Here is a 26322-nt window from a genome sequence, read left to right on the forward strand (position 1 = left end):
ACCAAAAAGCCCCGATTCCTACGCAGGAACCGGGGCTTTTTGGTGCTCAGAAGCAGTGACTACAAATTTTGGAGCACGAAATTGGTCATTTGACGGTAGAGGTGTAGCGAAGTGTTGCCGCCCCGGATGCCGTGGTTGCGGTTGGGATAGTACAGCGTCTGGTAGTCCTTATTGGCCTTAATCATGGCATCGACGAAGGCAATCGAGTTTTGGAAGTGCACGTTGTCGTCGCCGGTGCCGTGCACGAGCAGGAACCGGCCGCGTAGGTTCTGAGCGAACTGCACGGGCGAGTTGTCGTCGTAGCCGCCGGGGTTTTCCTGGGGCGTTTTCAGGTAGCGCTCGGTGTACACGGTGTCGTAATAGCGCCAGTTGGTGACCGGAGCCACCGAAATGCCCATCTTAAACAGGTCGGCGTTTTTGGTCATGGCCAGGGCCGTCATGTAGCCGCCGAAGCTCCAGCCCCAGATGCCGATGCGTGATTTATCCACGTAGGGCAGCGTGGCCAGGTACTTGGCCCCCTCGCCCTGGTCGATGGTTTCGAGCTTGCCCAGGTTGGCGTAGGTGAGCTTGCGGAAGTTGCCGCCTCGCGCCCCCGTGCCCCGGTTGTCTACCGATACCACGATGTAGCCCTTCTGGGCCAGCAGCTGGTGCCACAGGTAGTTAGTGGCCGAGATGCCGCCGCCGGTATTGTCGGCCACGGTTTGCGAGCCCGGGCCGCCGTACACGTACATCAGCACGGGGTATTTCTTGGCCGGGTCGAAGTTGCTGGGCTTCAGCATTGAGCCGTTCAATTGGGTGCCCTCGCTGGTCTTGAAGGTGAAGAACTCCAGCTTGCCCAGGTCGAACTGCGCCATGGTTTCGCGCAGCTTGGCGTTGTCCTCCAGGGTTTTCACCAGCTTGCCGGTGCTGCCTTCGCGCAGGCTCACCACCGCCGGCAGGCCAACTGCCGAGTGCGTGTTCAAGAAATACTGGGTGTCGGGACTCATGTTCACGGCGTCGGTGCCGGGGCCGGCCTCGCTGAGGCGCTGCTTGCCGCCGCCGCTCAGGCTCACCCGGTAGAGGTGGCGCTGCAGGGGCGAGCCCTCCGTGCTGGTGAAGTAAACGAAGCCCGCTTTGGGGTCGAACCCGTTGATGGCCGTTATCTCCCAGTTGCCCTTCGTGAGCTGGCGCAACTGTTTGCCACTCATGTCATACAGGTACAGATGCTGGTAGCCGTCCTTCTCGCTGGTGAACAGGAACTGCTTGCCCCCGGGCAGGTACCGCAGGTCGTCGTTGATGTCGACGTAGGCCGGGCTGGCGTCCGTCAGTACCACCTGGGTTTTGCCGGTGGTGGCGTCGCCGTGCAGAATTTCGAGCTTGTTCTGCAACCGGTTCAGGCGCTGAATGCTGAGCGTGTTGGGGGCCTGCGTCCACATCAGGCGCGGCAGGTACTGGTCGGCCACCGGGCCCACGTCCATTTTGGTGGTGCGGGTGCTGGCCACGTCGTAGCTGCTCACGCTTACTACCGAATTTTTCTCGCCGGCCTTGGGGTATTTGAAGCGGTATTCTTTGGGATAGAGGCCCCCCCACTCCTGCATGTCGTACTCCGGTACCTGGCTTTCGTCGAAGGTGTAAAAGGCAATCTGGCGGCTGTCGGGCGACCAGAAAAAGCCCTGCGCGAAGCTGAACTCCTCCTCGTAGACCCAATCGGCCGAGCCGTTGATGAGGTTGTTTTTCGCGCCGTTGGTCGTCACGGCCTTTTCCTGCATCGTGGCCAAATCGGTCACAAACACGTTGTTGTCGCGGGTGAAGGCCACGTAGCGGCCATCGGGCGAAAAGGTGGCGTAGCCCTGCTTGCCGCCGGCGCTCAGCGGCGTCAGCTTCTTGCTGGCGCGGTCGAAGACGTAGTAGCTGGCGCGGGCGCTGCGCCGGTAAATGGGCTCGGTACCGGTTGTGAAGAGTATTTTCTGCTCGTCGGCGTTGAAACTGTAGCCGTCCACGGCCAGCGGCTTGGCTTCGCCGGGCAGCTGCAATTCGGCGGCCGGCACGAGGGTTTGCAGGGCTTTGCCGGTCGTTACCTCGTGCTGCACCAAGCTGCCGCTTTCCAGGGCCGAGTAGTAGCGGCCGTCATTCATCCAGTTGAAGCCCGGCACGCTGGCGGCCCGGAAAGTGGGCTTGGCCCAGATGTCTTCCAGGGTGAGGGCTTGTTTTTGTTGGGCCAGGGCCAGGGTGGGGGAGTAGCCCGGCAGCAGGGCCGGGCCGTTGGCGGCCAGCAGCGCGGCAAGAGCAAAAAAGCGGAAACGCATAAATCAGATAAAAAAAGGCGTAAGCGAAATACGGGCGGGATTGGGAACGTTAAAGGTACTAACGGCCGTAGCAGGGTTGCGCGGCTGGCCCCAGTATCTTTGCCCCATGCGTATTTGCTCCTTGTTTTTCTGCTTGCCCATGCTGGTGCTGCTGGCCGCCTGCGCTAAAACCGATGCTCCCGTGCGGCTCGACTTCGTGGGGGCCACCGGCCTGCTGTCGGGCAACCGCACCGTGGCCGCCGGCGACACCCTCGTGACGCACGCCTATGCCGTGGGCAACGACCAGCCGCTTAAAAGTCTGCGCATTGATGTTACCTACGAGCCTGGCCCCGCCCCCATCCTTTACCCCATCCCTACCAGCAGTTTCAAACAGGAAAATGCTCCCAAGGCCCTCACGCTCGTTTACCTCGATTCGCTATTGCCGGCCAACAGCGGTGGCGCGGGCCGGGGCAGCGAAACGCTGTTCGTGAACGGGCTGATGGCCCGCACCACTTCTGGCAAAGAAACCTGGACCTACACCGCCACCGATGTCAGCGGCCAGACGGCCGCGCGCGGCTACCACCTCACGGTGCACAAATCCGACTCAGCGGCCGTATTCCACAGCTATTCGCTGATATTGCGTCCGTTGCCACGCAAAGCACCCCGCGTCGCCAGCGTGCGCGATAGCCGCCGCGTGTTTCTGAATCTGCGCTCCGGCCTGCTGCTGCCCCGATACAGCGTACTCAATAACAGCAAGTCGCTGCAAGCCAACCAGAACCTTATCGACCTGGTGTGCGTGGCCAACCAAACCGGTACCGCTGTGAGCCTGGTAGCCCCCGCCGATACGGCCAGCCGCCTCTCGCTGCCCGGCTGGCCCACTGACCACCGCCGGGCCACCGAAATCCACGCCGAAGGGCTCACCACCACGCAATTCACCGATGCGACGACCCCTGCCAGTTTTGAGGCGGCTTTCATCGCTGGCAAACCCTACAAGTATCCCGCCGGCCTCACCAGCAACAAAATCACCGGCCCTCTGGCGCTCAATCAGGTCATCGCCTTCAGGGCGCTCGACGATAATGGGATGAATTACTATGGCCTGCTGCAGGTAACTGCCCTTACCGGTGGCACCAACCCCGTGCTCACCTGCCAGGTAAAGGTGCAGAAGTATTAATCGAAAAGCACTAAAAAAGGGCCATCCCAGCCGGAATGGCCCTTTTTTAGTGTCTGATAACAGGCTGCCTAAAGCGAATTGCGAAAGCGGTTTTTACCACTCACCACTAAAAGACGATACCTGCCGTCACGGTAGTCGTGTAGCGGCTGGCGTTGGTCTTGATGAGCGGGGCTACATCGGCCCCGGTGGTGTTGAACACGTGGTAGGGATTGTAGCGTTGGTCGACGGTTGAATACACGCCCGCCGCATCGAGGAAGAAATTGCCCTGGCGCAGGCCCAAGCCAACGGTGTAGAAGTTCTGGGCGCGCTCGTTGTTGGTATCGGCCTGGTAGGGGTCGCCGTAGCGGGCGTAGCCGGCCCGCACCCGGAACACATCAAACCGGCCCTCGGCCCCAAAGCGCAGGTTCACGGTGTTGCGGTACAGGCTCTGGATGGCGGCGTTTTCGTTGGTGAAGGTATAATCGTCGCCATTGGCCGCGTTGGGGTCACTATTCAGGCGGGCCTGCCGGTAGCCCACGTATTCCACGTCGCCCGTTACGAAGCCGTGCTTGCCCAGCGTGAGAGCCGCCCCACCCGTGGCCCGGAACGGCGTGGTAAGGGTGTAGTCATAGTCGTTGGCCGGGAGCGAAACTTTTGGGCCGGTGCCCACGGGCAGGTCGCGGGGCACCCGGTCGGTACCAGTTGCGCTGAAGCTGCCCACCAGGCTCTCGTTGTACGAGTCGCTCAAGCGCATCAACGTCGGCGTTTGCACCGAAGCGCCAAAGCGCAGGTTATCCAGCGCGCGCACAATTACACCTAGGCGCGCATTGAAGCCACTGCCCTTGGTGCGCAGCTGCGTGCTGCTGGTCAGGCTCTGGAAGTGGGTGTTCGGGTCGTTATCCGATTCGGTGAGGGTACGGTTCTGGGTGAAGTTTGAGCTCACAAACCCGATAGCGCCGCCGATGTATACCCGGTCGCGGTAGCTGGCCCCGTAGCCAATGTCGAACTGCGACAGCGAGCCCGAATTCATAACCAACTCGCCCTGGGTAAGCTGGCTGCCCTGTTTGCGCAGCACTACGGCCGAATCGGCGCGGGTGCCCCCGCGATAGGCCGAGATATTGGCCAGGTAGGCACCGTAGGCCAGGCCCAGGTTGGTTTTGTAGCGGTTGGCGGTGACTTGGGCGTCGAGGTCATTATAGTAGCTCTGCGGGCGTACCCCGGCATCGGGCTGCAGTCGGGCCAGAAAAGACTGGCTGTTGGCCACGTTGCCCTGGTAGTTGGTGCTCATGTTGAAGTCGGCTAGCCGCGTAAAGCCCAGGGCAAACGCCCCACCGCGCCAGTCGCCCTGCTCGCTGTCGGGCTTGCGCGAAGCGAATACGGCCCCCGCGCTACCCACGTGGAAGCTGTTCTTGGCTTCGTTGGTTGCCGCGCCCGTGCCGCCGTCGATGCGGCTGTCGCTCTGGCCAATGCCAATGCCGGGGGCTATGTGCACTTCCGACTTCTGAAACAGGCCCAGACCAGCCGGATTACTGGTGAGGTTGCCAAAATCGGCCCCGAGGGCCGTATTAGCCCCGGCAATGCCCTGGGTGCGAGCCGGGCCGCCAAATTGTAGGCGCGAATAGCGCAGTGCATCGCCAGCGCCTTGGGCAAAGACGTGGCTGGCCTGCCCTGCAACGAGGGCTAGGCTAAGCCATAAAATCCGTTTTTTCATGGGAAGGAGGGAAGAAAAAGAGCCGGCCGTCGGGCCGGCTCGCTGGGAGGAATTTCCTGCAGAAAATAAACCAAATCAGTTAGTCACGGCCCCGATGACCGCCACCGCCGCCGCCGCTATTGCCGCCGCCACCACCACTGCCCGACGACGGGGCCGAGTACGAAGGCTGGCTGTAGCTGCGCTGGGGCTGCTCGTAGGTTTGCTGGCGGGGCTGCTCGTAATTCCGTTGGCGGGCCTGCTCGTAGCTGCGCTGGCGGGGCTGCTCGGCTGCCTGGCCATTGCCTCCGTTGCCATTGCCAGCCGGCTCACTGAACACATTCTGGAAGAAACCACCCCGGCGGCGGCCATCCTGCGGTGCGGTGGCGGGCTGGTCTTGGGGCTGCATGCCATCGACGCGGGTGCGGCCGTTGTTGATGTCGGTTGCCACGGGGGCGTCCATGTTGCGGTAGCGGGGGCGGCCGCCATCATCCAGCCGCTGGGGCTGGTTGCTGTAGCCACCGGGGGGCGCTACTTCGTCGCGACGGCCGCGGCTCGTGCCAACAGAAGCCGCTTCCAGGGACTGCCCACCGTTGCCAAGCACCTGCTCGCTGCGCACATGGCCGCCCGTTGGGGTGTTTGCGGTCCCAGTGGCGGGGGCAGCGCTGTAATTGCCTTCCGAAGCGCGGTCGGTGCGGTGGCCATAGGTGCGGCCGTTGCCGCGGCTATCGCCGTTGTTGCCGCCATAGTAGCCGTTGTTACCGTTGCCGTAGTTGCCGCCACCGTAGCTGTTGCCATAGTAGCCACCCCGGCCGTAGTAGCCCCCGTAGTAGGAGCCGCCGTAGTAGTAAGGCGAGTAGCCATACCCATAGCCGTAGGGGCTGTAGCCGTATCCGCCATAGTAGGGCCGGCCAAAGCCAAAGCTGATACTCAGACCTGAGCCGTAACCGTAGTAAGGGCTGTAGCCATACGGGCTGCCATAAAACGGGTCATACCCGCCACCATAGGCGTAAGGCGAATACCCGCAGGCCCCGCCGCCCCAGCCGTAGCCAAACCCAGTGCAAACGCTACCGAAAGGGGAATAGCTAAGCGTGGTGTATGGGCTGTACGGCGAGTAGCCGCTCAGGCCGGAACCGTAGTAGCCCGACGAGCCGTAGCCGGGCACGCCGCGCATGTAGCTGTAAGAGTTGTCGTAATACTGCGTCGCGCCGCTGCCCCGCTGGGCCGCCGAAGACGAGGGCGCGCCACCGTTGTAGTCTGGGTTGGCTTCCTCGCTGGCATTGGCTGGTGCAGGGGCCGCGCGCACCACCGCCGTGGTGCGGTCCTTTGATGAATAATAGACCCCGTCATCTTCCGACGACGTCAGGGCTGACGTACCGGCGCAGCCACCCAGCGCAAACAGGGCCAATGCGGGCAAACAAGCGGTGAGTAGGTTTTTCATGACTGAAAAAAAATGAGGGTGGGTAGCTTATTGTAAAGTAACAACCGATACGATGGAAGTGGGATGAAGAAGCTAAGAATGAGGGCTAAATCAACTAAAAATACTGGAAAGCAGGTACGTGTCGGCGATGGCGCGGGCAATCCAAGGGAGGAGTATAGTCCGGGCTTTAGTAACGTAATTTGAGCCCGAAACGGTGCCTTAAACACTACTCAATTCTTGTACCAGAGTCGGGAACTTTTTCAATTACTTCTTAGATGCCTCCCATGAGCAAAAAGTTGCCTACCCGCCAGGAAGATTACTCGTTGTGGTACAACGAGTTGGTGAAACGCGCCGGCCTGGCCGAAAACTCCGCCGTGCGCGGCTGCATGGTTATCAAACCCTACGGCTACGCCATCTGGGAAAAAATGCAGCGCCAACTGGACGACATGTTCAAGCGCACCGGCCACGAAAACGCCTACTTCCCGCTTTTCGTGCCCAAAAGCCTGTTTGAGGCGGAAGAGAAAAACGCCGAGGGCTTTGCCAAAGAATGCGCCGTGGTCACCCACTACCGCCTTCAGACCGACCCCGACCGCCCCGGCAAGCTGCGCGTCGACCCCAACGCCAAGCTGGAAGAGGAACTGGTGGTGCGTCCTACCTCGGAAGCTATTATCTGGAGTACTTACAAAAACTGGGTGCAGAGCTACCGCGACCTGCCGCTGCTCATCAATCAGTGGGCCAACGTGGTACGCTGGGAAATGCGCACCCGCCTGTTCCTGCGCACTGCCGAGTTTTTGTGGCAAGAGGGCCACACCGCCCACGCCACCGCCGAGGAGGCCGTGGCCGAAACTCGCCAGATGCTCGACGTGTACGCCGAGTTTGCCGAAGAGCACATGGCCCTGCCCGTGGTGAAGGGCGTGAAAACCCCTAACGAGCGGTTCGCCGGGGCCGAGGACACGTATTGCATCGAGGCGCTGATGCAGGATGGCAAGGCCCTGCAAGCGGGCACCAGCCACTTTCTGGGCCAGAATTTCGCCAAGGCGTTCGACGTGCAGTTTGCCAACAAAGAAGGCGTGCGCGAGCACGTGTGGGGCACCAGCTGGGGCGTGAGTACGCGCCTGATGGGGGCCCTCGTGATGGCCCACTCCGACGACGAAGGCCTGGTGCTGCCGCCCAAGCTGGCTCCCATTCAGGTGGTTATCATTCCTATCTACAAAACTGGCGAGTTGGATGCTTTGCTCGAGCGCATCAAGCCCATTCAGATGGGGCTGATTGCCAGGGGCATTTCGGTGAAGCTGGACGCGCGCGATACCGAGCGCCCCGGCTTCAAGTTTGCCGAGTGGGAACTGAAAGGCGTGCCCGTGCGGCTGGCCATCGGTGCGCGCGACCTCGACGCCGGTATGGTGGAAGTGGTGCGCCGCGACACCAAGCAGAAAATGAGCCTGCCCCTAGCCGATATCGTAGCCAGCGTAGACCAGCTGCTAACCGATATCCAGACCAACATCTACGAGCGCGCCAAAAGCTTCCGCGCCGCCCGTACCACTCGCGTCGACAGCTACGACGAGTTCAAGCGGATGCTGGACGAGGAGCCTGGCTTCCTGCTGGCTCACTACGACGGCACTTCCGAAACCGAGGAGCGCATTAAGGAAGAAACCAAAGCCACCGTGCGCTGCCTGCCCCTGAACGAGGCCGACGAAGAAGGTATCTGCATGGTGACCGGTAAGCCCAGCCCACGCCGCGTCTACTTTGCCCGCGCTTACTAAAGACTAGCAGACCTGCTGGCTAGCTACGGCAGCGCTTAGCTGCTGCTTCTTCAATTGGGTAATACCGGCAAACGGCCGGGCAGCAGTGCTGCCCGGCCGTTTGCTTTTTAAGCACAGCAGAAAAAACTCGATAACAACCAGATTCATTCTTTTATGAAGAAATAATTTCATTTTTTAGCATGATTTTTCCGATTATTAATTACATTGCAGTGCGAAAGCAAAAAAACAGTTCTGTGCATAGTAATCCTTCTACAAATCTTTCAATGCGTTACTCTCTATCATTCGTTTTTTTGCTGGCAAGCACTTTTTGCAGCTATGCTCAGACTTCTGTGGTGGTGCCGGCTAAAGCCGTAGCGCAACTCGAGCGCCTGGTACGCCAGACCCAAGCCGAAGTAGTAATCGGCAGCCGCCGTAGCACTTTGCCCCCGGAAACCCGGCCCATGCTCAACAAACTGCTCGTGCAGACCGCCTCAGAATTTTTGGCTCTGGCTGGGCGCAAGCCTAGCCGCGAGGATTTCTATAAGAGCCTGGATACCGGTTTAGCGCGCATTAAGCCGCTGGTAACCCAGGTGCAGGAGCGCCAGCAAGTAGCCGAATACTTCCAGGACATGCTCGATATCGTGGGGCTCGAGAGTTCCGAAGGCCGCCTAACTGCTTTCGTCGAAAGCCCTGGCGCTAGGCCCTAAAGCCCTTATTCCGGCAATAGGCCGCGGGCCAGGGGCTAGGAATTCTTCAAATAAGTAGTTACTCAAGTTGCTTTTTTTACTTTCGCCCACTTCCCCTTTTCTATGAAAAAAATCTTACTGCTCGGCTTTTTGAACTGCGTGTTGCTAACCAGCCACGCCCAATCGGTAGCCACTTTGGCAACGCCTGCCAAAGTGTTGTCGCAACTGGAGCGCTATAAGGACATGACCAAACGGGATGCCGCGGCGGGTGTAGTCCTGCGCAGTCGTGCTGAAACGCGCCCTGAAATCAACCGGCTAATGGTGCAGTCGGCTGACGAATTTGCCTGGGTAGCCGCCGGCCGGCCCACCCGCGAAGCCTACCTGCGCTGCATCGATGAGGGCCTGGCCCGAATATCACCGTATACCAAAACGGCGCAGGACCGCCAAGTGGTGACCGAATTCTACCTTGACCTAATGGATATTGTTGGCCTCGAAACTTCCGAAGGACGTTTGAATGAGTTTGTAGCGCAAGTGCAGGCTCGGCGATAGCCGTTAGCAGTGTTTGTACCAACAAAAAGCCCTGGCTCATGACGAGCCAGGGCTTTTTGTTGGTACAAACACAACGCAGTGCACTCCGTGCCAGCCTTGGGCAATGGGCAACCTGGCGTGGGGTGGCATCATGGCCCTCCAGTCAGGTTAAAGCGCGCCCGCTCCCTGGGTGCGCAGCGACCACACGAATTGTGCCTCACCCCCGAAATGATGCTAGTTGAGCGCACGGGGCTATTTTATTGTTATTGATGCAATGCAAATTCCTTTCGCGAGAGCTAGAATGGTTGAATTATGCGCCGATTCGGCAACACTCGGCTTTAAGGTTCCCATCACCATATTTGCAAAATAGTCTTCATCTTTGAGCTTCTCTACGGGCAAATTAGTTTGCGCTAATTGAATAGTTATATTTTCCTTATGAAGCGTTTTTGCTGTAGCATGCTACTAAGCTGCTTGGCCTTTCTAGCGCATGCGCAAGCTCCGGCCCGGCCCGGTTCAAGCTTGGTAGTGAGTCGTCTCGAAGATTTTATTGAAGCGACCAAGCACGTAGCCGAACCCAGCGCCACCTTGAGGAGTCAGGTTGAGGCTCGTCCTGAGCTGAACCGGCTGCTGGTAATCACCGCCTTCGACTTTGTGCAGATAACCCGCGTCGCCCCCGGCCGTGATGCTTACCTGCAGGCGATGGACCGCGGCCTCGAACGCTTCGAGCCGCTGATGGTTACGGCCGATGACCGTTATGAAGTTGCCGAATTCTATATCGACCTGATGGACATCGTTGGCATCGATAGTTCCGACGAGCGCCTGAACGATTTCGTGGCCCGGCGGCTTACGGGCCTGAAAGCCTTGAAATAGCAAGTGCGGAATACATTTAACGTAAAAGCCCCGGCTCGCAAAACGAGCCGGGGCTTTTACGTTAAATGTCAGAAAGCTTACTTCTTGGTGATGGTGAATTCGACGCGGCGGTTTTTCGTGCGCGTATCCTCCTGGTCGTTGCTGGCGACGGGTTTAGTATCGCCGAAGCCCTCAGTGGAAATACGGCCACCGTTGATACCGTGGCTGCTAAGGTACTTTTTCACCTCGTTCACGCGGTCGAGACTGAGCTTGAGGTTCAGGGCTGGGTCGCCCTGGTTGTCGGTGTGGCCCGAAAGCTTAATTTCGACCGTCGGGTAGTCCTTCATGATGCGAATGAGGCGCAGCAACTCGGGGTAGGAACTGGTGGTGAGGTAGTACTTGCTCTGCTGGAAGAAGATGTTATTCATCTTCACCGTCTGGCCCACGTTGAAGGGCACCAGGTACAGGTCCTGCTTCTGTTCGGTGTACTTGTCCTTAGCCGTCACGTCGAGGTTGGCGTTTTCGGCCAGGTACCCTTTGGCTTCGGCACGGTAGCCGTATTGCACGCCGCTGGGCAGTACAATGGTGTATTCGCCAGTGGCGGGGTCGGTTTCCGTTACGCCAATTTCTTCACCCGTGAGTAGGTTTTCATAATGAATGATGGCTTTGATGGGCTTGCCGGTGGCTTGGTCGAGCACCTTGCCGGTTACGAGCGTCACCACTTCGGGCTGGAAGGCGGGGGCCAGCGAGATGCGGAAGATGTCCTTAGAGCCGCCCGTACCATTGCGCGACGACACCAGGTAAGCATCCTGGCCGGCGGCCGAGATGGTGTAGTAGGCATCGAAGTCGGGCGAGTTCACCACCGGGCCCAGGTTGCGCGGCGGGCTCCAGTTCGTCCAGGTATCGTCGAGGCGTTTGGTGTAGAAGATGTCAGACTTGCCGTAGCCGCCACGCCCGTCGCTGGCGAAATACAGCGTCTTTTCATCGGCGGCCAGGAAGGGGGCGAAGTCGGCCCCGGTCGTGTTCACGTTGGGGCCCAGGCTCTTGGGCTTGGTCCATTTTTTTTGGCTCTTGGTATCATGCATCGCGCCGGGCAGGTTGTCATCCTTCGGGAAGCTCACGAAGATGTCCTGGCCGCCCATGCCGTCGTTGCGTTCCACGGCCATCAGCAGGGCTTTGCCCGAGGTGGCGAGGTAGGCATCAATATTCAGCGGGTCCTTGTTGTAGTAGTCGTCGATGTCGACTTTCACCGGCTTGCTCCAGCCCCCGGCCGTACGCTTGCTCATGCTGAAGCCTTTGGGCTCCATTAAGCCATCTTCGTACACGCCGATGAGCAGGGCCGTGCGGCCATCGGCCGATACCGAGGCCAGGCCGTTGGGGTCTTCGGGGGTGTTGCTGGGTTCGCCCATGTTCTTGGCCGTGCCCCAGGTTTTGTTGCGTCCCGATACCAGCTTGGAAATGTAGATGTCCTGCGGGTCGCGCGCGCCGCCCACGTTGGTGGGCGCGCTCTGGCGGGCGAAGTACAGCGTGCGGCCATCGGGCGAAATCACCGGGTGGGTATCCACGAAGCGCGTGTTCACGGCCGGGCCGAGGTTCACGAGCGAAGAGTCAAACTGGGTCGACTTCACGGCGTCGGGGCCTTTCTCGCCCACAAAGGCCTGCTTCACCATGGTCGAGGCCACGTCGGCGATGCCGATGGCGTCAAGCTGGTTCACGCCCTCCACCTTGCCCGTGTTCATGTACACCTTCACTCCCAGCGTGCGGTATTCGGCGGCCGGGAACTTGACCTCGAGCGTGCGCGAAGGCTCGGGCAGGGGGCCGGGATTGGCATTGGTATACACCTCGTGGTGCACGTTTTTGGTATCGATGAGCTCGATTTTGGTGATGGAGCCGGGGTTGAAGTTCTCCACCACCGTTACCTGCTGAGCGGCCACCGAGCGCAGGAATTTCACTTCGATAAATTCGTTGGCTCCTTCCTTGCGCGGAATCCAGGCGTTGTTGCTGATTTCGCCCAGCGGCAGGGCGTCGGGGGCACCCAGCACTTTAGACGGGGAAAAAGGCTCCTTGCCCTCGGCTTTCTGCGACGAAGCCTCGACCAGGCGGGCGGCCCACTGCACGTGCTGGGCCTGCACCGGGGCGGCGGCCAGCAGGCCCAGGGCCACCGGCATGGTCGCCAGCAGATAATTCAAACGACGATTATTCATAGCTAAAATGGCAAAAAGTAGTACTGGCTAAACGTAGTCAAGCAAATGTACAAAATTGCCGGTTTGTTTTGTCGGGTTAACGAATAGCTAACCTAACGAAAAAGTATTTTTCCGGCCAGTCGTTCCGCTGTAGTACCTTCCCGCTGCCACCCGCCGGCCGCCTAACGCGCCGGGGGGACTTATGTGAACATTCGGTGGCCTTTGGCGGGAGTGCGGGCGGCGCGGCGGCGGCGGGCGGCTCCCGCGTGTCCGGCCCGGGGCTGGCTGCTGCTGGGCCTGCTGCTGGGCTTGGCCGCCGGGCTGCCGGGCGCGGGCCGGGCGCAGGTACTGGTGGGGGCCACGCCGTTCGGGCCGGTATTTCGGGGGCTGCGGCCGGCCGGGGCCGACACCTCGCTGCTACTGCTGGCCCGGGCCCGGCGCATAGGCGTGAGCACCTTCGTGCAAACCAGCGGCGCGCGCGGCTACCTGCTGTTGGGGCCACGCCAGCAGCTGCGCTACCGCGTGGGCACCGACTGGGTATACGACTCGCGGGGTACGCCACCCTTCGTGCGCGAAGACTACGGGGCCGACCTGGCCCACATCATCGGCTTGGGGGTGGCCCAGCACTGGCAGCTGGGCCAGCAGCTGCACTACGACCAAAGCCGCGCCAACAACACCCGCACCGGCCTGTGGCTGGCCCGCGTGGGCTACCAGCGCCGCCTGCGCCCCGGCCTGGCCACCGACTCGCTGAGCCAGCTGCGCCTGACGGCCCTGGGCGGCCTGGCCACCGACCGTCGCAACGGCCGCCAGGATGCTGGCCTGGCCTACGGTTTCGATGCGGCGGCCATCTACTTCCTGAACGGGCCGACGGCCGCGCCGCTGGTGGCGCGCGTGCTGGGCACCCGCGCCGCGCTGGGCCCGCGCACCATGCAGCGGCTCGTGGCCGAGGCCACCGGCGAACAGGCGTTTCTCGAAAACGCGGCCCTGACGGTGCAGGGCCGCCTGGGCTATCGCACCAACCGCGCCGAGGATTACCTGCTGGGCTCGGTGCAGCGCATCCAGAGCGACACGGTGTTGGCGCAGGCGGGAGCCAGCTACCGCCTCAACCCCTACACTACGCTGCGCTCGGATAACAGTGTGCTGCTGCCTACCCGGGCCTTTCGGTACCGGCGGCTGAACGAGGGGGGCGATACTTTGCAGGACGTCGGCTACCGACAGCGCGAGCTGGATACCCGCCAGGAGCTGCGCTTTGCCCGGCCTAAGCTGCAAACCAGCCTCAGCTTTGCCTACCGGGAGCGGCAGCGGGGGTACTACCTCGACAACTCGCGCAACCTGAACCCTGCCCGGCTGGCTGCCGCCCTGGCCCGCGAGCAGGTGAAAGACATCACCGAGCAAACCACGCTCTGGCAGGGCTCGCTAACCTGGCTGCTCACGCCGCGCCACGCGGTGGCCCTGCTGGGCACGGCCCAGCTGCTGCGCGTGGATGCCCCCAGCAAGGATAACCAGCAAACCCGCGACGAAGCCCAGCACCTACTGCGCCTCACCTGGACCGGCCGCTGGGCCGGAGCCTTCCGAACCACGCTGGCCGTGGCGGGCGAGTACCGGCAGACGGTGTTTATCCGGGCGGGACTGAGTGCCGAGAACTACGCCGACCACCTCCTGCACTGGGAGCCGGGCTTTACCTGGGCCCCCGGCCGCTGGAGCATCCGCTCGACCTACCACCTGTGGGTGAGCTACCAGGTGCGCGACCAGGCCACCGAGCAGGCCCGCAACCGCGCCAGCCGCGTGCTGGAACAAAGCCAGAGCCTGAGCTACCAGCTTCGGCCGCGCCTGCTGCTGCTGGCCGACTACCAGCGCCGCGAAAACCGGGTGGGCCAGCTCAACTGGACGCAGTTTCGGGAGAGCCCGCTCGACACCAGCGTGACGCACGACCTGAGCATCGGGGCGCGCCAGAGCTGGGCCGGACCGCGCGGCAGCACCAGCCTGCGCCTGGGCTACCGCCTGCTCGAGCAGCGCAACTACGGCCGCGCTGCTCTGCTGCGCGACCAGCCCACCGGCCCGGCCACGTCGCTCATCTACCTGCACAACATCACCCGCCAGCAGGGGCCCGAGGTGGGCATCGAGCGCCGGGCCGGGGGGCTCACCCTCACGGCCAGCCTGTGGCTGCAGTGGCTACGCACCTACTATGCCTATCAAACCGGAAAGGGCAGCTTTACTGGTACCAGCTACGCGGCGGCCGATTTGGACCGCGAGACGCGGCGGGTGTTGCCGTATTTTGAGGTGGCCGCCGAGTGGCGGGTGGGCCGGCGGTAGGGGCGAGGGCAAGGATGCTCGCTACCCTACAACTTCGCGCACCAGCTACGCTACTACCTCGCGGGGTAGCTCGGCCAGCAGCGCCGTGAGGCCGGTAGCCAGAGCCTCGGTGGCCTGGTCGCGCTCGGCTGCAGGGGCGACGGGGGCTTCCAGCGCATCGAGCCAGGGCGTGAGGGCGGCCGCGCCCAGCAGGCGTAGCGAGGGGCGCAGCTTGTGGGCCAGGGCGGCGGCGGCGGGCCAATCGGCCCCGGCCTGGGCCGTGCGCAACTCTGCCACGCTGCCGGGGGTGTTGGCGTGGAAGGCGGTGAGCACCCGGTTCATAAACGCGGCGTTGCCGTGGGCGGTTTGGCGGAGCAGAACCAGGTCGAACACCGGCCCGCGTTGCGGGGCGGGCGCAACCGGCGGGGCGGTCCGATGCAAGGACGCACCGTTGGTTGAGGAAGGTTGCGCCGTGGCCGCGCGCACTGCCCGCCGCCGGCGCGGCGGCGCGGTTGGGGCGGCGGCACCGAGGCCCGGCAGCGGCCCCGGAGCGCCCGCGGCGATGAGGCTGGCCAGCTTGTGCAGCAGCTCGGCTTCGTCGAAGGGCTTGGGCAGCGTGTCGTTCATGCCGGCGGCCAGGTATTTCTCGGCATCGGCCAGAAAGGCGTTGGCCGTGAGGGCCAGGATGGGCGTGGCCGCCCGGGCCGCGTCGATATGGGCGCGAATGCGGGCCGTGGCGTCCAGGCCGTTCATGCCGGGCATCTGAATGTCCATTAGCACGGCATCGTAGCGGTGCGCTTCGAAAAGCACCAGCGCTTCGAGGCCACTGCCGGCTTCATCTACCAGCACGCCGTGGCTTTCGAGCAGCAGCAGGGCCACCTCGCGGTTCACGGGGTTGTCTTCCACGAGCAGCACCCGGCGGCCGCGCACGGTGTTGGCCGGTAGCACCTGCGGGGCTTCGGCCAGCTGGGCCGAGGCCCGGGGCAAGGTTAGGAAGAAGGCAAATGAGCTGCCCTGTCCCACCTCGCTCTGCACCGTGATACGGCCGCCCATCTGCGTGACCAGCGCCCGGCTGATGCTCAGGCCCAGGCCGGTGCCGCCAAACTGCCGGGTGGTATCGGCATAAGCCTGGGTGAATTCCTGGAAGATGGTATCGAGCTTGTCGGGGGCAATGCCGATGCCCGTATCCGTCACCCGAAACTCCACGGTGAGCGTGTCGATGGTTTCGCTCACCAGAAAGCCGCCAACGGTGATGGTGCCGCCCGCCGGCGTGAACTTGATGGCATTGGCCAGCAGGTTGAGCAGAATCTGGTTGATGCGGTACGAGTCGCCCACTACCCAGGGCAGGGGGCACGATTCGCTCAGGCGGGTGCCCACCACCCGAATGCCCTTCTCGGCGGCTTGCAGCACCAGCGGCTCGGCGGCCTGGCCTGTGGCCTCGCACAGGTTGAAGACGCGCTGCTCCAGCTCCAGCTTGCCGGAGGTGATTTTGGCCATGTCGAGCACGTCGTTCACCACGTTCAGCAGGTGGCGGCCCGAGTATTGAATGATGTCGGCGTAGTTGCGCTGCTGCTCGCTGAGCGAGGTTTTGGCCAGCAGGCTGGCCATGCCCAGCACCCCGTTCAGGGGCGTGCGAATTTCGTGGCTCATGTTGGCCAGGAAATTCTCACGGGCCACGGCCGAAGCCTCGGCCACGTGCTGAGCAGCTTTCAGGTCGGTAATATCGGTGCTCACGCCTAGGATGTACACCGTGCCATCGGCCATGGTGATGGGGCAGCGCACGCTCTGGAACCAGCGCTCGTCGCCGGTCGGCAGCACAATGCGGTCTTCGCTGGTCACGGACCGGCCCGTGCGCAGGGCCTGCTCGTCGGCCTTGGCAATGGCCCGGATGTCTTCGGGCCGCAGGGCTTCTTCGAGCGAGTCGGAACCGGTGAGGTGCATCATCCGACTGCGCACCTCGGCCATGGTGCGGTTCTGGAAAATGATGCGGCTCAGGTGGCCCGTTTGGTACCGCTCGCGCACGTAAATGAGGTTGGGGGCCAGGTCGAGCACCTGCTCGGTGAAGGTTTGCTGGGCTTTCACCTGGGCCTCGCTCCGGCGGGTGCGGGCCTCGGCCAGCCGCCGCGTGGTAATGTCGAACCCGTAGCACACCACCTGGCGCAGCACCCCCCCGGGCCCGAATACCGGCTGGTAGTAGCACAGCCAGTAGAGCATGGGCGTGCCATCGGGGCCGGGCCAGCGCTCCTCCCAGCTCACCAGGGCCCGGGTGCTCACGGCCCGCTCGAACAGGCGGTGGCGGCGCAGGGCCACTTCGGGGGGCAGGCCGCGCGCGGCGCAATGCTCGGCAAACGTGCGGCCGATGCGGGCGCGCCGCTGCTGCGGGTCGGGCTCGGCGTAGGGATTGATGTAGTGGTAGTGCTCATCGGGCCCCAGCACCGTTACCACGGCTGGCAGGTGGGCCATAATGGTTTCGTAGAACGCCCGCTGTTCGGCCATCGCCTGCTCGGCCTGCCGCTGCGCGGTAATGTCGGTGAGGAAGAGCAGCACCGTACCATCTTCGACCAGCGCCACCGTCGAGAGCAGATATAGCCGCTCTTTGACCATAATGCTTTGCTGTTCGGACTGGTGCTGGCGCTGTTGCCGGGCCTGGCCCACGGCCTGCAACAGCTGCGAGCGTAGCCGCGACGGGCCGGCCGCCAGCAGCTCGGCCACGATGGGCGTGGCGGCGGCGTTGGCGTAGCGCAGCGAGCCGTCGGCCGCGAGCCGTAGCACGGGGTTGGGGTTTAGCTCGGGTATCTGGGCGCGGGCCTGCCATTGCACCGCAGCTTCTTCGGCCTGCTCGCGGCGAGCACGCTCGGCGAGGTAGAGCGCGCGCAGGTCTGCCGTGTCGGAGGGGATATGGTCAGGTTGCATCAAAGCGTTTTAGGTACAATAACGTCAGCAGCACGATATAAAGCACGTTGTAAAAGAACGTGATGCTCATCTGGCGTCCGCGCAGTCGAAGCATCTCTACCGCGCAACGCAATCTACTTGAAAGGATTACTGGTGGCGGGCAAGATGCTTCGGCTGCGCGGACGCCAGATGAGCATGACGTTCTACCGTTCTCAAAAAAGCCCTACAGCTCTTTGCGCAGCCGCGCCACCGGAATGTTGAGCTGCTCGCGGTATTTGGCCACGGTGCGACGGGCGATGTTGTAACCCCGGGCATTCAGCATCTTTTCCAGCTTGTCGTCGCTCAGGGGCCGTTCCTTGCTTTCCTTGCCGATGAGGTCTTTCAGAATGCTTTTCACCTCGCGGCTGCTGGCGTCCTCGCCCGAGTCGGTGGCAATGCCCTCGGAGAAAAAGTACTTGAGCGGGTAAATCCCGAATTCCGTCTGGATGGATTTGGAGTTGGCCACCCGGCTCACCGTCGAGATATCCATGCTGATGCGCTGGGCAATGTCCTTCAGAATCATCGGCTTCAGCTTGCCCTCGTCGCCTTCCACGAAGAACTCGCGCTGCAGCTCCACAATGGCGTTCATGGTGCGCAGCAACGTATTCTGGCGCTGCCGGATGGCGTCGATAAACCACTTGGCCGAGTCCAGCTTCTGCTTCACGAAGGTCACGGCCTCCTTCATTTTCTGGTCCTTCTTGGCGGCCTTGTCGTAGGTCCGGAACATCTCGGTGTAGGCCGGGCTCACGCGCAGCTCGGGGGCGTTGCGGGCGTTCAGGGTCAGGTTAAAGACGCCGTTGTCGTTGGTCAGGATGAAGTCCGGCATCAGGTACTGCGTCTTGCCGAGGCCGCTGGGGCCGCTGCCGCCGGGCTTGGGGTTCAGCTTCAGAATCACGCCAATGGCCTCTTTCAACTCGTCGTCTTCCAAATCGAGCTTCTGCTGAATGCGCGGATAATGCTTCTTGCTGAACTCGTCGAACGTGTCGGTGAGAATGCGCTCGGCGTTCACCGTGTTCTCGTCCTGCGGGCGGCGCTCCAGCTGCAGCAGCAGGCACTCGGGCAGGTCGCGGGCGGCAATGCCGGGCGGGTCGAACTGCTGCACCACGCGCAGCACGGCCTCAATCTCGGCCACGCTCACTTCCAGATTTTGCGAAAAAGCCAGGTCGTTGGCAATGGCCGATAGGTCGCGCCGGATGTAGCCGTCGCCGTCAATCGAGCCGATGAGCTGCTGGCCAATGGCCTCCTGGCGCTCATCGAGGTCGGCAAAGTGCAGCTGGTCCATCAGCGAATCGAGCAGCGAGCCGCTGGTATCGGCCAGCGGGGTGTCGCGTTCTTCCTCTTCGCCGGGGCCATCGCCCTGCATCTTGTAGCCGGCAATCTCGTCGTCGTTGAGGTAGTCGCTCAGGTCGAGGTCGGTGTTGTCGGCGGCCGTTTCGCTGTCGGCGGGTCCTTCGTCCTTGGGCTGCATTTCGGGCTCCGGCATCTCGTCCACCAGCTCGGTATCGTTGCCGCTGCGGTCGTCAAAATCCTCTTCCAGCGTGTTTTCGTCGTTGTCGAGGCTGGCATCCGGGTCGTCCGAATCGTCGCCATCGTCTTCGTCGCGCTCCAGCTCTTCGGTGTCGTCGGGCTCGTCCTCTTCCAGGGCCGGGTTTACCTCCATTTCCTCCTTGATGCGGGTTTCCAGCTCGGCCGTCGGAATTTGCAGCAGCTTGATAAACTGAATCTGCTGCGGGCTGAGCTTTTGGGAAAGGAGCTGTTTGAGGTCGAGGCGTTGCATATAACGAAAGTACGGAAAGGCGGGGGCGGAGGTCCGTTTTACTAAACTTTGGCACGAAAAGTTGATGCACCGGAAGCTTTAGCCGAAGTGCCGTGAGCTGCAGCTTGCGATGAGCGCAGTAAATAAGGGCGGCCACGCCGTTCAACGATTTCACGCGCTATGCTCGTCGCAAGCTAAAGCTTACGGTACATTCCTACCTTTGCCCCCTTCACAATCCGCTTCCCCGCAAGTTATGTCCCTCAAACGGTCCACCGTCAAAGAACTCCTGGCCAGCCAGGACCTCGACCGCGAAGTCCTGGTTAAAGGCTGGGTTCGCTCCCGCCGCGGCAACAAGTACGTGCAGTTCATCATCGTGAACGACGGCTCCACCATCCACACCATCCAGGCCGTGGCCGCCGCTGAGAATTTTCCCGAGGAAACCCTCAAGGACGTGGGCAACGGGGCCGCCGTGGCCATTCGGGGCACGCTGGTGGCCTCGCAAGGGAAGGGCCAGGCCGTGGAAATTCAGGCCACCGAAATTACGGTGTTGGGCGCGGCTGATGCCGAAGCCTACCCGCTGCAAAAGAAAGCCACCTCGCTGGAGCACCTGCGCGACATTGCCCACCTGCGCCCCCGCACCAACACGTTTGGCGCGGTGCTGCGCATCCGGCATGCGCTGGCCTTCGCCGTGCACCAGTATTTCAACGACCATGGCTTCTATTACGTCCACACGCCCATCATCACCGGTTCCGACGCCGAGGGCGCGGGCCAGATGTTTCGCGTGACGACGCTGCCGGCCGATAAGCCGCCGCTGGCCGACGACGGCTCGGTGGATTACACCCAGGACTTTTTCGGCAAGCAGACCAACCTCACCGTTTCGGGCCAGCTCGAAGGGGAATTGGCGGCCATGGCGCTGGGCAGCATCTACACCTTCGGCCCCACCTTCCGGGCCGAAAACTCCAACACTGCCCGCCACTTGGCGGAGTTCTGGATGATTGAGCCCGAAGTGGCCTTCAACGAGCTCGAAGAAAACATGGACCTGGCCGAGGATTTCCTCCAGAGCTTAGTGCGCTACGCCCTGGCCCATTGTGCCGACGACCTCGCTTTCCTCAACGAGCAGTACGACAAGGAGCTGCTGGGCCGCCTGCAATCCGTGGTCGACAATGCCTTCCAGCGCCTCACCTACACCGAGGCCGTCGAAATTCTGAAATCGGCCAAGCAGAAGTTTGAATTCCCCGTCGATTGGGGTACCGATTTGCAGTCCGAGCACGAACGGTACCTCGTCGAGAAACACTTCAAAAAGCCCGTCATCCTCACCAACTACCCCAAGGAAATCAAAGCTTTCTACATGAAGCTGGACGACGATGGTCGCACCGTGCGCGCCATGGACGTGCTGTTTCCGGGCATCGGCGAAATCATCGGCGGCTCGCAGCGCGAGGAGGACTACACCAAGCTCACCACTCGCATGGCCGAGATGCACGTGCCCACCGAAGACCTCGACTGGTACCTCGACACCCGCCGTTTCGGCACCGCGCCGCACGCCGGCTTCGGCTTGGGCTTCGAGCGCCTCGTGCTGTTCGTGACCGGCATGAGCAACATCCGCGACGTGATTCCCTTCCCGCGCTACCCCAAGAACGCGGCGTTTTAGAGAGGGATGAAAAGGACGAAAAAAGGGCAGTTCGCAAGGACTGGCCCTTTTTTTGGAGCTACTGTTTTGGGTCGCGTCTGATTTTTGGCTCTGGTCAGGCTGCCCGTTGGCAGAGGAGGTGGGGCCGATGAAAAAAGTAATAAAACACCCCTCCGAATAACACGGCAAACAAGGCTCCGAAAAAACAACCGCCGTACACCCCAGATTGCTCGCGACTGTTGTCTATCCGGCCATCTTCGGGTTCGGCAGCAAGGTAAATAATGGGTACTGGTTGACCTACTTTGTACAGTTTCACTTCATCAGAAGTAGAATAATGGTTTTGGATGGTGTACGTATTGTGGTCAGCCGCCACGAATGTCACCTCATAAGTCGTCCAGTCTCCGTCCGCGTTGCCGCGGTCTTCTACTAACACTGCTTTGCCTTGAGTGTGTAGGCCACTGTTATACAAGGTGTAAGAATGATACGCTTCAGAAATGCCAATAGACAAGAAGCCACCGCTTGTTAAGACGATGACAAAATAAAAGCAGTAGAAAAACAGCTTTGTGGGTTGTTGGTCCTCTGTCACGGGCAGTGATTATTCCTCCAATTCCGGCTTAGCCTCGAAATGACGGCTGGTAAGAATGGCCGCTTCCATTTTACCCGCTTCCAGGTCGGTAGCCCAGGTACCCACAAAATCCGTCAGTGCAGCTGCTGACTCGGCTACTTTGGCGCTTTTCAGCGTTTGGGCCAGCCGCGCCATTAGCTCCAGCCGGCCATTGGGACTGAGCTGCGTGAGCTGCGCCAGGTACTGGTCAATCAGCTGGTCTTCGGAAACGGCTTCGGGGGTGGCAGCGGCGGCGGCGTTCATTGCAACTAAGGTAGGGGGCTGCTCCCAAACGGTGGGGCCGCGCCCATTGGTTCGGCACCTTGTGCTGTTCGTGGCCGGCATGAGCAACATCTGCGAGGTGATTCCCTTCCCCCGATGCCCCAAGAACGCCGCGTTAGAGGTGCAGGTGGTCATAGATGGATTCGGCCCGCTCGTGCAGGTGCTGCTGAATCTGCTCGTCGTTGTGCACCTCTTCCCAGGTCGCTTTTTTCTGCAGCTCACCGTACAGTTTCTCGATGCCCAATCGTTCGTCGGCCGAAATGGGGCGGAACACGCGGTAGGCCTGGTCGATAAAGCCAAAGCCGAGCTGCCCGAAATTCTGCTCGGTGGCGATGATGAGCACGAGGTCGCGGCCGGTGAGCTGCTGGCGCAGGTTCAGGTCGCGCACCATGTGCGAGTCGGGCGCGTCGTTGGGCCAGAATACGTACTCGTAATTGGCCCAGTAGCGCGCTTCCGGGGTAAAGAGCTTCTGGTAGTAGGGGTAGAAATTGTAGAAGCTCTGGGCAAAGCTGTCGCCAATAACGAGGGCATTGACGCGGCGCTTGCCCGTTTCGGGCCCGAATACGACGTGCGGATAAGCCACCGGGTAGGGCTTGACTTTCCAGATTTTGTTGAGAATCAACTGCAGGTCGTCGTCGGTGTAGCGCAGCGAGTCGATTTCGGTGGCCACGCTGTAGCCGTGCGAGGTAAAATCGGGCAGGTCGTACCGCGTCAGCTGCTCGACGCGCCGAAACAGCGTGTCGGCAATAAGGGTAGTGGCGTAGCCGCTCCAGTGCGTGCCACTGCGCGGAAACAGCGGAAAATGCGTGGTATCCTGCCACTGCCGGAGCAGCGCGGCCGCATCCAGCACGTTCAGGTGGTACTTGCGGGCCGCCAGCATCACGGCTTCGTAGTTGCTGGGCTGCAGCGGCTGGGCAGCGTAGTGCGCCGGCAGCATTTTGGGCAGAATGCGGGCTTTGCCCGGAGCCACCACCAACAGCAGCTGCGTGCCATGCGCCCGGAGCGAATCCTGCACCACGCGCAGCCGCCGTACGCGGTGCACCATCTCCAGGCCCGAAAAGTCGTGGCCTAAGTACGCTTCGATGCTGACCGGCTGAAACAGCACGTCGTCCTGGCCAGCCACCACCACCGTCACCGGGGTTTGCCCGAAAACGGAGTAAGCCAACTGATTACGCAAGCGTTGCAGCCAGCTGCGAAAGCCCAGCCGGTCTTCGGCATAAGCGGCCATGGCAGGCTGGTACGAATTTTCCCAGAGGCCATCCCACGTAAACTTGGGGAAGGCCGGTGCGTCGAAGTAGCCGTCGAGCGGAGCCACCTCCAGCAAGTGGAGCTCGGTTTGGAGCGGCGGCAGCACCAGCAGCGCGAGAATAACCGCGAGCAGCAGGCGTTTGGGCCAGCGGTGCGTAGTAGGCGGAGGGGAATTTGTCACGATGTGGAAAGCTAAGGCCGGTTTTCGTACAGTACTTCAGCTTGTTCGCGCAGCTGCGTCTGGTAAGCATTGGGGTCTTTGGCCTGGGCTTCCCAGGCGGCATCGGCATCGCGCTCGGTGGCTTTCTGGGCCAGTTGCCGGGCTAGCTCGTCGATGGCGGCGTTTTCGGCGGGCGTGAGCGGGTGGTACATGCGGTACACCAGGTCGGTGAAATCGAACTCGCGCTTGAACAGGTTGTGCTCGGTCGTCATCAGTACAATAAACCGGCGCGATTCAATAATTTGCCGGTAGTTGAGGTAGCGCACCTGCGGGCCGTCGGGCGTAAACGGCTTGTCGGGCAGGTACACGTTGTTGCCGTAGTACCAGATGCGGGTATCATCGGAAAACAGGCTGGGAATGTAGGCGTTGAACTGGGTGAGCCCCCAGATAAAGCTGTCGCTCACGAACAGCGCCGCCGGGCGCGTCTGGCCCGGCTGCGGGGCCTCGAAAGCCAGCTGCGGGTAGGCGTGGGGCGTGTTTTCTACTTCCTGCAACAGGTTCAGTGGCTTGGCCAGGTCGTTGTCGTTGCCCTGCAGCGAATCGGTGGCGCGCACGATGAGGGGCTTACCCACCGTGCGGATGGCGGGAAACCGCACGCCGCCCAACTGCTCGAGGCGGCGCAGCAGGGTATCGACGGCCAGGGCGGCCCCGTAACCGCTCCAGTGGGTGCCGGCGTGCGCAAACAGCGGGTAGGGCGCGGTCTTTTTCCACTTGGCCATCAGCGGCACCATGTTTAGCATAGTCACCGTATCGGCCTGCATGGCGCGCAGGTACAGGTCGTAGTTGGTGACGGTGCCCGCAGGTATTTGCCAGCGGGCCGGCAGGTCTTCGGGCTGAAAGCGGGCCTTGTTGGGAGCCATTACAAACAGCAGTTGCACGCCGCGCCGGGCCAGGTCGCGCTGCACGGTGCGAAACCGGCGCACCCGGGCGCGCACTACGGCTTCGGCCAGCCGGTCGTGGCCCGCGTAGCTCTGGATTTGGAAGGTTTCGAAAAGTATGCCGTTCCGGCCCACCTCAGTGCCGCTCGAATGCACCACCCGGAACAGCGAAAAGGAGAGTTGGTTGCGCAGGCGAACCAGCAGGGGTCGCAGGCCGAGCCGGTCTTCGAGGTAGCGCTCCAGTGCCGTCTGGTAGGTGTTGTCGCGCAGCGCATCCCAAGTCGGGTCGGGGTGCGCGCCCAGCGTGTAAGCCCCGCCCAGAGGCTTTTCATCGAAGAAATGAAACTTGGCCTGCATGGCGGGCACCAGCACCAAGGCGAGTAGCGCACCCAGCAACAGCCGTTTGAGAAGGAGGACCACAGTGGAGATAAAAGTTAGCGGAGCAGCACCCCGGGCCTAAAACCGGAAGTAGATGAACGGGTTGAAGCTGCCGCTGAGCACGTAGCTCACGCTCAGAATCAGCAACACGGCGGTGGCCGTGCTCAGGGCCAGGGCCCGGGGCAACGTCAGGTGGTCGGCGGCCAGCACCCGCAGCTCGCGCCGCTCCACGGTAGGCAGCGCGGCCATGAAGGCGAAACCCGCGGCCAGCGCCAGCGTGGTCCAGAACTCGGGTGTGAAGTAAGGCAGGCTGGCCGTGCTGCCCGCAAACATGCGGCCGGCGTAGGTCAGGGCCCCACTCAGCGTTTCGGACCGGAAAAGCACCCAGCCCACCACGGTAATGAGGAACGTGGGCACGATGCTGAGCGCCCCCACCCGCTGGTAGAGCCGCAGTAGAAACAGCCGGTCCAGTATCAGAAACAGCCCGTGGAAGGCCCCCCAGGCAATAAAATTCCAGGCCGCGCCGTGCCAGAATCCCGACAGGATGAACACCGTCCAGAGGTTGACGTAGAGGCGGCTGGGATTTACGCGGTTGCCGCCGAGCGGAATGTAGAGGTAGTCGCGCATCCAGCGGCCCAGCGTGATGTGCCAGCGCTGCCAGAACTCGGTGATGGAGCGCGAGATGTAGGGGTTGTTGAAGTTTTCGGGAAACTGGAAGCCCATCATCCGGCCCAGGCCAATGGCCATGTCGGAATAGCCCGAAAAGTCGAAGTAAATCTGGAAGGTGTAGGCCACAGCCCCCAGCCAGGCCAGCGGCGCGGAGAGCGTGGCCGGGTCCATCTTAAAAATCAGGTCGGCCTGCTCGCCCAGCACGTTGGCAATCAACACCTTTTTGGCCAGGCCAATCACGAACCGAAACAGGCCGGCCAGCTTCTGGTCCACGGTGTCGAAGGCGCTGCGGTCGGTGAGCTGGCCCGCAATTTCGTGGAAGCGCACGATGGGCCCGGCAATCATCTTCGGAAACAGCATGATGTAGAGCATAAAGTCCCAGAACGACTTCAGCGGCTTGTTCACGCCCCGGTACACGTCGATGGTGTAGGTCAGCTTCTCGAAGGTGAAAAAGGAGATGCCGATGGGCAGCACCACCTTTTCCCAGGTGAGCGGCGGCCCGCCAAAGTGGCCCCGGATGGCGCTGGCATTGTCCAGAAAGAAGTTGGCGTACTTGAAGTAGAAGAGCATGCCCACATTAATGACAATGCTCATAATCAGGAATATGCGTTGCTTCCAGCGCTCCGGCGTGGCATCCATGAAGCGGATGAGCACGAAGTTGACCACCACCGAGGCCAGAAACAGCGCCAGAAAGTTCAGCCCGCCCCAGGCGTAGAACGCGATGCTGGCCACCAGGGCCACGGCATTCTTGAAGCGCGCCGGCACGGCGTAGTACAGCAGCAAAAAGCCGGGCAGGAAATAAAAGAGAAAGAGCGTACTGCTGAAAACCATAGAAGAAATGCGGAAGTAGAGGGTTTCAAAGCTACAACCGGAACGGGGAGGCAAAAAAAGAACCTGCCGGGTAGCAGGTTCTGATGCGGGTGAATAAAGC

The 26322-nt window shown here is 61.7% G+C and carries 18 protein-coding genes; 7 read left to right on the forward strand and 11 right to left on the reverse strand.

Going from position 1 to position 26322, the window contains the following annotated elements:
* Positions 1 to 59 precede the first annotated feature (59 nt).
* Positions 60 to 2285, reverse strand: coding sequence for a S9 family peptidase (locus ABIB44_RS11765; protein ID WP_354584864.1), 2226 nt, complete (start codon positions 2283 to 2285; stop codon positions 60 to 62).
* A 106-nt stretch (positions 2286 to 2391) separates the two neighbouring features.
* Between ABIB44_RS11765 and ABIB44_RS11770 the strand changes: the two genes are divergently transcribed.
* On the forward strand, positions 2392 to 3435 hold the full coding sequence (locus ABIB44_RS11770; RefSeq protein ID WP_354584865.1) for a hypothetical protein: 1044 nt from the start codon (positions 2392 to 2394) through the stop codon (positions 3433 to 3435).
* A 106-nt stretch (positions 3436 to 3541) separates the two neighbouring features.
* On the opposite strand, the gene ABIB44_RS11775 is transcribed toward ABIB44_RS11770, so the two are convergent.
* Positions 3542 to 5125, reverse strand: coding sequence for an OmpP1/FadL family transporter (locus ABIB44_RS11775; protein WP_354584866.1), 1584 nt, complete (start codon positions 5123 to 5125; stop codon positions 3542 to 3544).
* Between the two features lie 79 nt (positions 5126 to 5204).
* Positions 5205 to 6542 carry a hypothetical protein gene (locus ABIB44_RS11780; protein ID WP_354584867.1) on the reverse strand — a complete coding sequence of 446 codons (1338 nt, stop codon included), beginning with the start codon at positions 6540 to 6542 and terminating at the stop codon, positions 5205 to 5207.
* Positions 6543 to 6805: 263 nt separating this feature from the next.
* On the opposite strand from ABIB44_RS11780, the gene proS reads away from it, so the two are divergent.
* From proS to ABIB44_RS11800, 4 genes are all read left to right on the forward strand, one after another.
* On the forward strand, positions 6806 to 8281 hold the full coding sequence (gene proS / locus ABIB44_RS11785) for a proline--tRNA ligase (protein WP_354584868.1): 1476 nt from the start codon (positions 6806 to 6808) through the stop codon (positions 8279 to 8281).
* A 179-nt stretch (positions 8282 to 8460) separates the two neighbouring features.
* Positions 8461 to 8967 carry a DUF4844 domain-containing protein gene (locus ABIB44_RS11790; protein WP_354584869.1) on the forward strand — a complete coding sequence of 169 codons (507 nt, stop codon included), beginning with the start codon at positions 8461 to 8463 and terminating at the stop codon, positions 8965 to 8967.
* Positions 8968 to 9069: 102 nt separating this feature from the next.
* Positions 9070 to 9495 (forward strand): DUF4844 domain-containing protein, encoded by a 426-nt coding sequence (locus tag ABIB44_RS11795; protein ID WP_354584870.1) that lies wholly within the window; start codon positions 9070 to 9072, stop codon positions 9493 to 9495.
* Positions 9496 to 9999: 504 nt separating this feature from the next.
* Positions 10000 to 10344: a DUF4844 domain-containing protein gene (locus ABIB44_RS11800; protein WP_354584871.1), complete on the forward strand. Its 345-nt coding sequence runs from the start codon at positions 10000 to 10002 to the stop codon at positions 10342 to 10344.
* A gap of 77 nt (positions 10345 to 10421) precedes the next feature.
* Here ABIB44_RS11800 and ABIB44_RS11805 read toward each other — a convergent pair whose 3' ends face one another.
* Positions 10422 to 12527 (reverse strand): OmpA family protein, encoded by a 2106-nt coding sequence (locus ABIB44_RS11805; protein ID WP_354584872.1) that lies wholly within the window; start codon positions 12525 to 12527, stop codon positions 10422 to 10424.
* Between the two features lie 183 nt (positions 12528 to 12710).
* Between ABIB44_RS11805 and ABIB44_RS11810 the strand changes: the two genes are divergently transcribed.
* Positions 12711 to 14819: a hypothetical protein gene (locus ABIB44_RS11810; protein WP_354584873.1), complete on the forward strand. Its 2109-nt coding sequence runs from the start codon at positions 12711 to 12713 to the stop codon at positions 14817 to 14819.
* Between the two features lie 45 nt (positions 14820 to 14864).
* Here the strand turns inward: ABIB44_RS11810 and ABIB44_RS11815 are convergent, their stop codons facing one another.
* Together ABIB44_RS11815 and rpoN are read right to left on the reverse strand one after the other, a co-directional pair.
* Positions 14865 to 17711: an ATP-binding protein gene (locus ABIB44_RS11815; protein ID WP_354585092.1), complete on the reverse strand. Its 2847-nt coding sequence runs from the start codon at positions 17709 to 17711 to the stop codon at positions 14865 to 14867.
* A 202-nt stretch (positions 17712 to 17913) separates the two neighbouring features.
* The gene (gene rpoN, locus ABIB44_RS11820) at positions 17914 to 19506 is read right to left on the reverse strand and encodes an RNA polymerase factor sigma-54 (RefSeq protein ID WP_354584874.1); all 1593 of its coding nucleotides are present in this window, start codon (positions 19504 to 19506) and stop codon (positions 17914 to 17916) included.
* Between the two features lie 232 nt (positions 19507 to 19738).
* Between rpoN and asnS the strand changes: the two genes are divergently transcribed.
* Positions 19739 to 21133, forward strand: coding sequence for an asparagine--tRNA ligase (asnS, locus tag ABIB44_RS11825; RefSeq protein ID WP_354584875.1), 1395 nt, complete (start codon positions 19739 to 19741; stop codon positions 21131 to 21133).
* Between the two features lie 94 nt (positions 21134 to 21227).
* On the opposite strand, the gene ABIB44_RS11830 is transcribed toward asnS, so the two are convergent.
* The 5 genes from ABIB44_RS11830 to ABIB44_RS11850 form a co-directional block, all read right to left on the reverse strand.
* A complete protein-coding gene (locus tag ABIB44_RS11830; protein ID WP_354584876.1) occupies positions 21228 to 21698 on the reverse strand; it encodes a DUF3592 domain-containing protein in 471 nt (156 codons plus the stop codon).
* A 9-nt stretch (positions 21699 to 21707) separates the two neighbouring features.
* Complete coding sequence (locus ABIB44_RS11835) at positions 21708 to 21980, reverse strand: hypothetical protein (RefSeq protein ID WP_354584877.1); 273 nt, start codon at positions 21978 to 21980, stop codon at positions 21708 to 21710.
* 133 nt (positions 21981 to 22113) lie between these two features.
* Positions 22114 to 23427: an alginate O-acetyltransferase AlgX-related protein gene (locus tag ABIB44_RS11840; RefSeq protein ID WP_354584878.1), complete on the reverse strand. Its 1314-nt coding sequence runs from the start codon at positions 23425 to 23427 to the stop codon at positions 22114 to 22116.
* Between the two features lie 11 nt (positions 23428 to 23438).
* On the reverse strand, positions 23439 to 24764 hold the full coding sequence (locus ABIB44_RS11845) for an alginate O-acetyltransferase AlgX-related protein (protein WP_354584879.1): 1326 nt from the start codon (positions 24762 to 24764) through the stop codon (positions 23439 to 23441).
* 36 nt (positions 24765 to 24800) lie between these two features.
* Entirely contained in the window at positions 24801 to 26276 is a 1476-nt protein-coding gene (locus ABIB44_RS11850) for an MBOAT family O-acyltransferase (protein ID WP_354584880.1), read from the reverse strand.
* Positions 26277 to 26322 lie beyond the last annotated feature (46 nt).

Source organism: Hymenobacter sp. UYCo722 (assembly GCF_040547115.1).
GTDB lineage: Bacteria > Bacteroidota > Bacteroidia > Cytophagales > Hymenobacteraceae > Hymenobacter.

What these genes read in the sequence shown, in the direction of transcription:
- ABIB44_RS11795 (WP_354584870.1), top strand. Translation starts at nt 9,070, where the DNA reads ATGAAAAAAATCTTACTGCTCGGCTTTTTGAACTGCGTGTTGCTAACC.
- ABIB44_RS11815 (WP_354585092.1), bottom strand. Translation starts at nt 17,711, where the DNA reads ATGCAACCTGACCATATCCCCTCCGACACGGCAGACCTGCGCGCGCTC.
- ABIB44_RS11835 (WP_354584877.1), bottom strand. Translation starts at nt 21,980, where the DNA reads ATGAACGCCGCCGCCGCTGCCACCCCCGAAGCCGTTTCCGAAGACCAG.
- ABIB44_RS11775 (WP_354584866.1), bottom strand. Translation starts at nt 5,125, where the DNA reads ATGAAAAAACGGATTTTATGGCTTAGCCTAGCCCTCGTTGCAGGGCAG.
- rpoN (WP_354584874.1), bottom strand. Translation starts at nt 19,506, where the DNA reads ATGCAACGCCTCGACCTCAAACAGCTCCTTTCCCAAAAGCTCAGCCCG.
- ABIB44_RS11780 (WP_354584867.1), bottom strand. Translation starts at nt 6,542, where the DNA reads ATGAAAAACCTACTCACCGCTTGTTTGCCCGCATTGGCCCTGTTTGCG.
- asnS (WP_354584875.1), top strand. Translation starts at nt 19,739, where the DNA reads ATGTCCCTCAAACGGTCCACCGTCAAAGAACTCCTGGCCAGCCAGGAC.
- ABIB44_RS11790 (WP_354584869.1), top strand. Translation starts at nt 8,461, where the DNA reads ATGATTTTTCCGATTATTAATTACATTGCAGTGCGAAAGCAAAAAAAC.
- ABIB44_RS11765 (WP_354584864.1), bottom strand. Translation starts at nt 2,285, where the DNA reads ATGCGTTTCCGCTTTTTTGCTCTTGCCGCGCTGCTGGCCGCCAACGGC.
- ABIB44_RS11770 (WP_354584865.1), top strand. Translation starts at nt 2,392, where the DNA reads ATGCGTATTTGCTCCTTGTTTTTCTGCTTGCCCATGCTGGTGCTGCTG.
- ABIB44_RS11805 (WP_354584872.1), bottom strand. Translation starts at nt 12,527, where the DNA reads ATGAATAATCGTCGTTTGAATTATCTGCTGGCGACCATGCCGGTGGCC.
- proS (WP_354584868.1), top strand. Translation starts at nt 6,806, where the DNA reads ATGAGCAAAAAGTTGCCTACCCGCCAGGAAGATTACTCGTTGTGGTAC.